General features: G+C 33.3%; 7 protein-coding genes and 1 pseudogene. 6 read left to right on the top strand and 2 right to left on the bottom strand.

Annotated features, from left to right (window positions below):
• The 5 genes and pseudogenes from QM917_RS06300 to QM917_RS06280 all read left to right on the top strand — a co-directional run.
• The coding region (locus tag QM917_RS06300) for an IS3 family transposase (RefSeq protein WP_414285275.1) at window positions 1-737 on the top strand (737 nt) is incomplete at its 5' end.
• A 200-nt stretch (window positions 738-937) separates the two neighbouring features.
• Window positions 938-1,494 (top strand): annotated as a pseudogene (locus QM917_RS06295) (transposase); the annotation flags it as partial.
• Window positions 1,495-1,719: 225 nt separating this feature from the next.
• Complete coding sequence (locus QM917_RS06290) at window positions 1,720-5,133, top strand: hypothetical protein (protein WP_414285274.1); 3,414 nt, start codon at window positions 1,720-1,722, stop codon at window positions 5,131-5,133.
• On the top strand, window positions 5,108-5,566 hold the full coding sequence (locus QM917_RS06285; protein ID WP_414285273.1) for a hypothetical protein: 459 nt from the start codon (window positions 5,108-5,110) through the stop codon (window positions 5,564-5,566). The genes QM917_RS06290 and QM917_RS06285 overlap by 26 nt, the downstream gene beginning before the upstream one ends.
• Complete coding sequence (locus QM917_RS06280) at window positions 5,547-6,743, top strand: response regulator (RefSeq protein ID WP_414285272.1); 1,197 nt, start codon at window positions 5,547-5,549, stop codon at window positions 6,741-6,743. The genes QM917_RS06285 and QM917_RS06280 overlap by 20 nt, the downstream gene beginning before the upstream one ends.
• Before the next feature lie 610 nt (window positions 6,744-7,353).
• Here the strand turns inward: QM917_RS06280 and QM917_RS06275 are convergent.
• Both QM917_RS06275 and guaA read right to left on the bottom strand, forming a co-directional pair.
• On the bottom strand, window positions 7,354-7,548 hold the full coding sequence (locus tag QM917_RS06275) for a hypothetical protein (RefSeq protein ID WP_414285271.1): 195 nt from the start codon (window positions 7,546-7,548) through the stop codon (window positions 7,354-7,356).
• 231 nt (window positions 7,549-7,779) lie between these two features.
• Entirely contained in the window at window positions 7,780-9,342 is a 1,563-nt protein-coding gene (gene guaA / locus QM917_RS06270; RefSeq protein WP_414285270.1) for a glutamine-hydrolyzing GMP synthase, read from the bottom strand.
• Window positions 9,343-9,482: 140 nt separating this feature from the next.
• Here guaA and QM917_RS06265 point away from each other — a divergent pair, with 140 nt between their 5' ends.
• Window positions 9,483-10,181, top strand: coding sequence for a GntR family transcriptional regulator (locus QM917_RS06265; RefSeq protein ID WP_414285269.1), 699 nt, complete (start codon window positions 9,483-9,485; stop codon window positions 10,179-10,181).
• Window positions 10,182-10,370: the final 189 nt, after the last annotated feature.

Raw genomic sequence — 10,370 nt, 5'->3', positions numbered from 1 at the left:
ATTATGATATTAAAGCTGAAATTCAGTCAATTTATACTGAGCATAAAGGAAATTACGGCTATCGTCGCATGACTCTAGAATTACGAAATCGTGGCTTCGTAGTGAACCATAAGAAGGTGCAGCGTCTGATGAAAGTACTTGGTTTAACGGCTCGAATTCGCCGTAAACGGAAGTATTCTTCATACCAAGGAGAGGTTGGCAAGAAAGCAGATAACTTTATTCAACGTCAATTTGAAGCAACCAAACCAATGCAAAAGTGCTACACAGATGTGACAGAATTTGCCATTCCAGCAAGCAGCCAAAAGCTTTATTTATCACCAGTTTTAGATGGCTTTCACAGCGAAATTATCTCCTACAATCTTTCTACTTCGCCGAACTTAGTACAAATGAAAACTATGCTAGAACAAGCCTTTACAGAGAACCATTACGAAAATACAATTCTCCATAGTGATCAAGGATGGCAATATCAACACGATTTTTATCACAGGTTTTTAGAGAGCAAGGGAATTCAGCCATCTATGTCACGTAAAGGTAACAGCCCAGACAACGGCATGATGGAATCTTTCTTTGGCATTTTGAAAGCGGAAATGTTTTATGGTTACGAGAAGACGTTTAAATCACTTAATCAATTGGAACAAGTTATTGTAAACTATATTGATTATTACAACAACAAACGAATTAAGGTAAAACTAAAAGGACTCAGTCCTGTGCAATACAGAACTAAATCCTTTGGATAAATTAATTGTCTAACTTTTTGGGGTCAGTACAGATTTATCTTGAGCTATTTTTAAAATGTATATATTTCAAATTTAACAAAATGATGAAGGATTTTATATCTTTTATAATACCTTATCTCTATTTATATCATTATAGATTCTTTTAGTTGTTGATAAGCTGCTTCAAACAATTAACACTTGCTTGTAAACAGAGTAATTAATTACTACTTATTTTACAGGATGAACTAGGTATTAAATCACAAAATTATTTATATCGGATATATAAACTCTTTCCTTTAGTGTGTCTCCTTGAGAGAAGTCGATATAATCTATGGTCAAGACAATAAATTTGGTAAGTTCAAATCATATGGAAAGGAATAAAAACTCATATTTCTCAAAATAGCACTGTCATCATCGATAGTTTTCCTTAATCACTTTGTCAACCTGTTCGTAATCATATATCATATGTTTTTAATGAACTAGCCATCATTGGTTGTAATTTCTCTAAGCACATTTGGTTCTATGGATTTAAAGTATATATAAGTCACTCTATCAGGCTATAGTCTGAATTATATTGTGATACGTAGCTCAGCTCATAATATTAGGGCCGTTGATGACTTACTAGAAAATTGTTCTTAACGGTATTAGTATATTTAGGTTATCTTAGTTATGAACTCAGAAATCATTTAAAACAGAAAGGTTACTATCTTTGGACCCCATTACGTCAAAATATGGGAGGAGTTATAAAAGATAATTGTTGGAACTCTTGGTTATGAGATGAATCATTGAAACGCGATTAGCAGACCTTTCTACTATTTTTGTTGTTATTTAGCCACCAACTAGATGATTAACAGGATTGTAGTTGAGAATTGAGCGAACTATATTTGCTTTTAACCTGAGATGATTAAAAATTAACTAGCATAACGAGTAAAAAAGTAGTATAATAATATTAAATTATAGAATTTTATTATAGAATGTCTGGAGATAGAGGATGAGTTCAAAGATGAAAAAGCATGTTACAAATAAGCAGAATTTGACAAAACTTAAGGCAAAAGCCCTTCAGAAAAAACTATCAATAAAAGACATATTAAAAATAAAAGAATCGAGCAACTCCGAACTTAAAAGCGATTTTTTTAGAACAACAATTATTGCCAATGAGTATTTTTTACGATATTCTAAAAATACCATTATTAAAGATATTACAAAGGTAGAAGATCTTTGGGTACTTAATGTAGGCTCTGTTGGTTTTATGAAAGAAATGGAATGGTATATTTTAGAACTTCTCTTTTATAAAAAACAATTGAATGAATATTCATCACTTAAATTGGAATTTGAAGATTCTTTTTTTAAGAAAGGAACAGATTTTGGCGAAGCCGTTTTAACTCAAATAAAGGAGAAATTTGGTTTTTCGTTGTGGGGCATTGAGAATGAATTATTGATTCAGAAAAACAAAAATAATCCTTCAAAAAAGGAGCTTCAACAATATTATGAAAATCAAATTCAGAATAAAAGCAGCTATTTAAACTTTAATTCATATTTACTATCTTTAGTAGTCAATAAAATGGTAGATGAGACTGATCCAGTTCTCTATAGTAAAACAAGTAAAAGGCAAATTGAGAATGTACACCCTACATTCAAGCCCATACTCTCTTTTTTCGCCTCATTTGAAAATTTTCCAACTGACAATGAAGAAATGGTTGGAATGTTATTATCAACATCCACATTGCTTTCGGTAATAGATAGATTCAATATTTTAGTAAAGTTATTATTGAATTTTCCGGAAAATATAAAGAAAAGAATTCGGAAGAATTTTATAGATATTTTATGTCAGTTTGATGATTATAGAATTAAACATTTTTTATTTGAAGATTCCGAATTTATTGAAAATATGAAAGATATTGATATTCAATTTATGGAATTAGAAATTAACTTGTATTGTGGAGACTACAAGCAGTGCCTAGATCCAATTAGTAGAATAATAAAAGAGTTTTACATAAGCAAATCGAGCCTCGATATGTTGTCCTACTACACTTCATTACAGATTAGTGAGGGAGATTATGACGAGGGTATTTTAAATTCAGCTTATATCTTTGACTTGGTAGATATTATTGATTGCTATCGATCAGTAAAGAGTTTTAGTCAAACTTCTTTTGAAAAATATGTTAGCAAACTATTATTTTATACAAGGAAATATAGTAATTTTGACTTACTCAATCAAGTTCTGTTGTATTTAAAACAATTTTTGAATGGAAGCCAAGATGATATAAGTATAGAATTGTATGATAAGTACATTGGCTTCTCTTATTTGAAATATGTTGGGAATATTTCAGAAACTGTAGAGTTTCTCTCTAAAACAAGTGCATTATCAAATATAGATTTTGCAAGTATAACTGATCAAAAGTTCGAGAATCTAAAATCCGCACTAGAATTTGAGGTGGTTTTAAGTTTGTTGAGGCAGTCAGAAATTAATATTACTGACTTTAAAATTCTTATTGAAGTAATCGAAAGACAGAAACTACCTAACTGGTATCAAGAAGAGGTGAGGTATTTCCTCTATAAATATTATTTTGGAAAAAGAGATTTGGGAAATGTAGTATTAGAATTTGCAGATACATATTTCCGAACCCCAAATGCTATTTTTATGTACCCGTTAGACGAGATGAAAGATTTTTTTGATGCAGAAAATCGTAATCTAGATTTGTCAAAACTTGAGGTACCAATATTTGCAAAGCTGTGTGGCTCAGATAGACTGAAATACGTTTTTGAAGATTACTTAGAAGGTAATTCAATTGACTATCCTTCTAATATTAAAATTACAACTAGTAATAAAGATAGGGTCAGGTTTATATTAGAGCGTATTTGTACACGTGATTTTTTATCTGATATGGCATTGTTATTTGAATCTGAGGAACAAGTAGTTAGCGAACGTCTAAGTATTCTCAGCAAATTGAACGAGGAAAATGAAGAAGACTTTGATAATAAATATACAAAAGAAATTAGTGAGTTATCTCAAGAGGTGCTATTGAAGAAACTGGTTCAATCGGTTAACCAAAGTAAGTTAACTGTTGATAGCGAAAAAATATATGAAAAAAATAAGAATGATTTTGAAAAATTTTTCAATGATTTTTTCGATAGTGCGGATTCTAGAGAAATTGAATATATTCCAAAGCAAACAATAAATTTAAGTGATGGGAATCAATATTTTTTACTAAATTTAGAAGAATATACCCCTAAAATGAGAGCACTTGAAGGTTTGTTTGAGAGAATAGTTAATAAATTTTTATTTGATGACGATGGATTAGACTCATATCTTAGCACAAGAATTAGGCATGGGACTCTACAGGGGCAGATAAGGAAGCCGTTTAATAACTATTACTTGATAACCGAGAAAATATCGGATTCTTCAGAAGTTTATGCTCAAAATGAACACATAAAAGACATAGTTGGAGTCGAGTATGGAAAGATATCTGATATTTTAGATGAATTTTCAAAATCGATAGATGATGAAATATCTTCTATTAAGCAAGAACTCTTGCAAATTAAATATAAAAGTAGAGGGATTGACTCCGGTATTTTTAACTTAAACGAAAGTTTCAGCGATCTGGAAAAAGAAGTTTATGACAAAGTTAAGGTGCTAAGCAATCAAAAGCAAATCTACGATATAATTGTAGAATATATTTGGAAAAAAATTGATAACAAGGTATCTAAGTTACAGGATTTAATAAAAAATGATATTACAAATAAATTTATTGATAAACTGACAACATTAGAATCTAATTTGGTTACAAACGGTATAGAAGTTCGTAGTATTAAAAATAATATAGCTTCTTGTAAGACAGAAATTCAAATTGCTTTAGAGGAAGTGGCGGGCTGGTTTGAACGCTCACAAATTTCTGAAGATACTATTGTCAGAAGCGAAGATTTGATTTCTGTTTCGGAAAATATTATTTCTAAAATAAATTCGGATTTTGAAAAAGTTACGTTTAATTTAAATTTAAGTGAGGACTATAGTATATCAAGCAAAGAACTACCTTTTTACATCGATATTCTCCTTATCTTATTTAATAATTCTATGAAGCATAGTGGTATTAAAAGTGAGGATTTGATTATTAATGCTTCGATAACTGATGAAGACGATTGTTCGGTTATTAAATTTAGAAATAACTACTTAAGTAATAAAGAGGCAACTATAAAAGAATCAGTTGAGAAGTTAGAAAAGGAATTGCAAGTTATTGATAGTAGTGTCGATATTCCAATGCTAACGAAAGAGGGCGGATCAGGGTATTCAAAATTGTACAAAATAATAAAATTTAATTTGCAGAAAAAGCTAACTTTTAAATTTGAAGTAACCTCTGAAGAATTTGAAGTTAGTATTAACATGGGGGAGTATAGTGAAGATACTAATAATCGAGGATGATAAAAATAAAAGTTCTCAAATTATAGAACGTTTAAATAGCCAGTATTCCAATTTAACATTTTCAGAAAAAAGATCATTTCAACAGGGTGTCAAATCTCTGAGAAATTCTAGTTTTGATTTGCTACTTCTTGATATGACCCTGCCAACTTTCGATATCGACACCAATAGTGGTGGTGGAAAAATAAGGAATTTTGCTGGAAGGGAAATTTTAGAAGAAATGCTACAACGCGAGATTAATCTAAAAACAATCATTATAACTCAATATGAAAGTTTTGGGGAAGAACAAATCACTATTTCTAAAATGAGAACTATTTTAAAGGAAAAATATCATAAAAATTTTATTGAGATTATATATTATAGCTCGTCCTCAAAAAGCTGGTTTGAGAACTTAACAAAGTTAGTAGGAGAACTTAATGAAAGTACTGATAGTTGATGACAATGAAAACAAAATTTCTGAAATAAAAGAAGTTTTTGATCAAAAAAAATGGGAAATTCAGGTTGCAACTGGAATTTATGACACGATAAGTTTCATAAAAAAAGATGAATTTGATTTATTGATTTTAGATTTAGTTATACCTAAAAGATTTGGTTTAGATAATCCAGAGTTAAAAAATTCAGTTGACTTGTTGGAGGAACTCCAAAGAAGTACAAAGATTGTAAGGCCTAAATATATTGTTGGTTTAACAGCAGACGTTGAAGCACTTGATCAAGGAAATCCGATATTCTCTTCTTCATTTACTGAGATAATAAAATTTGATTTTTCGACTCAGGAGTGGCGTGAAAATTTATTGGCAAAAATAAAAACAATTGAACAGTCTACTCCTAGCTATTATTATAAAAGCGGTTATCTCTACGATTATGCAATTATTACGGCATTGAATAGTCCAGAATTTGATGCCGTAAAGCAAGTTTTCGTAGACTATAACCCGATAAATGTTGTGGGAGATAGCTCTATTTACTATGAAGCAAAACTAAGCAATGGACAAAAACTTTTGTTAGCAACAGATGATAAAATGGGAATGGTTGCGATGGCTCAGTTTACAGAAAAGATCATACAAACATTTCGACCTCGAAATGTTTGTATGACTGGAATTGCTGCAGGGGTCGAAGGGGAGATTGGTCTTGGTGATATAATGGTGGCTAGTGAGTCATGGAACTATGAAAGTGGAAAAATAGTAGAAGAAGGATTCCGTCCAGATTATAGTGCGATTGCCGTTAAACCAGAGCTTCACTCGAAGATAAGGAAAATCACCGACATGCCAATGAAATTATTTGGTATTAAACAGAGTTTTCAAGGGAAAGCTCCTAATCATGATTTAAAAATGAAGATTGGTCCAGTTGCATCAGGTTCAGCTGTTGTAGGAGATTCAGCAGTTTTGGAAAAACCCAAAAGTATGACTAGGAAATTGTTAGGACTTGAAATGGAAATATATGGAATGTATTTTTCATGTATGAATACTTCAACACCTAAGCCAGAAAACTTTCTTGCCGTTAAGAGCGTCTGTGATTTTGCAAATGCAGAAAAAAATGATGTTTATCAAAGTTATGCAGCATATACAAGTGTAGGTTTTTTGAAACTAATTATTGAGGAAGGTGTTTTTAATATTTAAATTAGTTGTTTTAAATATATTATTACATTTTTAAGAATTCTTGCAAAATCTGCTGTAGCAGAGTTTCTATGTGTATAAGTAAAATTTTGTAAAAACTTTTTTAATGTGGAAGTAGATACAAATAGATAAACATATTAATAATTGCTGATAAATATATACAAAAAGTACTTTAGTTGATTGTAACATAATATGTGTTACCGGCCAAAGTGCTTTGTTGATTTTTTATATACTCAAAAATTTTTCTCTTGTTTCATTTGAATCTTCCATTTTGAAAATTTTTAAAAATTCAAGATAGGCTGGAGATCGATCTTCCGGGATAAATGTTAACGATTCTGCAATATTGGTTTCAGGTTGGTTTAAGCTTCAGTCCTTCAGTATTTCAACTAATTCATCAGAAATACGAATATCACGTTCTCTAATTTCATCAAGTCCCCAATTGCTGTTATTTCGAGTAATATACCAACTTTGGATTTCCTGTAGCCTTAGCAAAGTATCCGTTGCTTGCGATAATATTGAGCCTCTTTTCAAAGGGAATTTTATTTCCAATATGTTCAACCAATTCTTTGACATCAGAATCTGAATTCGTTGGGAAATAACCTGATTGCCATTTTTAAGGAAGGATATGTTCAATCTCCCACTTTTCAGGTAATAAATCGGATTGGTGTTGATAAGCTATGATTTTTAATATCATTCTCACTGTATTACGGTGCGCGGTCTTGATTTTATCTGACAATTCTTTCTCATCGATTTGACCGAAACGGAATTTGGGTTGTGTTGAGTTAATGATTTCTGCATTTAAATTCAAGATTCCTGTTTTGACGGCATTAATTGTTGGTGTTATGATGTATTTTGCAGAAAGAATTGCTAATAATCTCTTTTAATATAAAAATAAAATTTTACTATAAAAAACCCTCACCAGAAAAATTCTGGTGGGGTTTTTGGTGGGGAACTAATCGATACTGATTTATTTTTAACCTTTTATAATAACTGAAAATGCTGTTAAATCAACCATTTCACTTCAAATCATGTTTATAAATCATTCCCACTCAACGGTTGCAGGTGGTTTACTTGTGATATCGTAGACGATGCGGTTAACGTGGTCAACTTCGTTTACGATACGAACTGAGATTTTCTGGAGAACTTCCCAAGGGATCTTAGCGAAGTCAGCTGTCATTCCATCGATAGAAGTGATAGCACGGATAGCGATGGTGTAGTCGTAAGTACGGCCATCTCCCATAACACCTACTGAACGAACGCCAGTGTTAACAGTGAAGTATTGCCAGATATCGCGGTCAAGGCCAGCTTTAGCGATTTCTTCACGCAGGATAGCGTCTGATTCGCGAACTGTTTCAAGCTTTTCTTCAGTGATTTCACCCATGACACGGATAGCAAGCCCTGGACCTGGGAATGGTTGGCGCCATACGATGTGGTCTGGCATACCAAGCTCAGTACCGAGTGCACGAACTTCATCCTTGTAAAGAGTGTTAAGTGGTTCGATCAGTTCAAACTGCATATCCTCTGGGAGACCACCCACGTTATGGTGAGACTTGATGGTTTGAGCAGTATCCGTACCAGACTCGATAACGTCTGTATAGAGTGTTCCTTGTGCAAGGAATTTCACGTCTGTTAGTTTGCTTGCCTCATCATCAAAGACATAAACAAACTCGTTACCGATAATCTTACGTTTAGTTTCAGGATCAGATACACCAGCCAATTTATCAAGGAAACGTTTGGCAGCATCTGCCTTAACGATGTTCAACCCAAACTTACCACCAAGCATATCCATAACTTGGTCAGCTTCCCCTTTACGGAGAAGACCGTGGTCTACAAAGATACAGATTAATTGATCGCCGATTGCTTTTTGGAGAAGAACCCCAACAACAGAAGAGTCAACACCACCAGAAAGTCCGAGGAGAACACGTTTGTCTCCAACTTTCTCACGGATTTGTTTGATTTGCATCTCAATGAAGTTATCCATAGTCCAGTCACCTTTGGCACCACAGATATTTAAAGCAAAGTTACGCAAAATATCATAACCGTGAACTGAGTGACGAACCTCTGGGTGGAATTGGATACCATAGATTTTTTTATCTGGATTTTCGATGGACGCGTATGGGCAGTCCGCTGATGTTCCAGTACGAACGAAATCAGCAGGAATTTCAGTAACCGCGTCACCATGGCTCATCAAGACTAGTTGCTCATCTGGAGTACCCGCAAAAAGAGCTGATTCTGTGTGAGTCAATGTTGATTGACCATATTCACGGTTTCCAGCATCACCTGCAGGAACAACTTTACCACCAAGCTTGTGGGTTAATAGCTGCATACCGTAACAAATTCCTAAAATTGGAATACCGAGTTCAAAAATTTCTGGGTCAATATCAAATGATCCTTCTTCGTAAACAGAGTTTGGACCACCTGAAAGTACAATCCCGACAGGATTGATAGCACGGACTTCGTCAGCCGAAATCTTGTGACTTTTTAGTTCTGAAAAGACACCAATCTCACGGATACGACGTGAGATAAGTTGGTTGTACTGGCTACCATAGTCCAGTACGATGATCTTTTCGACATCTTGCAAATCAGTTGAAATGTTGCTCATCTTTTCCCTTTCTTAAAAGAAATATCTTCTTGAATATTCTATCATAAAAGGGTTAGAATTACCAACCAAACAAGTGCGGTTTGACTTTTCCCCATAAGATACGGTACAATGGAAAAAATAAAGAAAAGAAGTGAGCACGCATGTTACCAGCTTATATGAAAATTCACGATCAAATCAAGAAAGATATTGATGAGGGAAATTGGAAAATAGGAGAGAGACTCCCAAGTGAGCGAGACTTAGCCGAGGAATTTGAGGTTAGTCGTATGACCCTGCGTCAAGCCATCTCCCTTTTAGTTGAAGAAGGGGTTTTAGAGCGTCGTGTAGGGAGTGGCACCTTTGTTTCAAGTACTCGTGTTCAAGAAAAAATGCGTGGGACGACCAGTTTTACTGAGATTGTAAAAGCTCAGGGTAAAACACCATCGAGTCATCTGATTTCCTATCGTCGAACTATCCCTAATGAGCAAGAAGTGGCTAAACTAGGTATACTACCAACTGACAATATCATTCGGATGGAACGTGTTCGTTATGCGGATAAGCTTCCTGTTGTCTATGAAGTAGCTTCTATTCCTGAGAAATTTATCAAAAATTTTAAGAAAGAAGAAGTAACCAAGCATTTCTTTCAAACCTTGCAGAAACATGGTTATCGGATTGGTAAATCTCACCAGACCATTTATGCCCGCCTAGCCAAGGAAAAAATTGCTTATTACTTAGAGGTCGAAAAAGGGCATGCTATATTAGGACTGACTCAGGTGTCTTACTTTGATGACGGAACGGCTTTCGAGTATGTAAAGAGCCAATACGTCGGAGAACGGTTTGAGTTTTATCTAGAAAATAATTAGTCTTTTAGTTTTCTCTTGAAGTAGGATTTTTACTCTTGCTTTAGGAGATTTTTTGATCTTGTATTCATGTAAAAAAGACTGGTTGGGAAATGAGAGAAAAAAAGCAATAATCTAGGCATTTTTCTAGAAATCGTGTTATAATAGTTAGGTTATATGGTCCCGATAAGGTGGTAGGATTGATTGCAAATA

Origin of the sequence: Streptococcus infantis (assembly GCF_047460685.1) — a bacterium.
GTDB lineage: Bacteria > Bacillota > Bacilli > Lactobacillales > Streptococcaceae > Streptococcus > Streptococcus infantis_AD.
The sequence above is the reverse complement of the archived record's forward strand: the minus strand, read 5'-3'. Positions and strand labels throughout refer to the sequence as shown.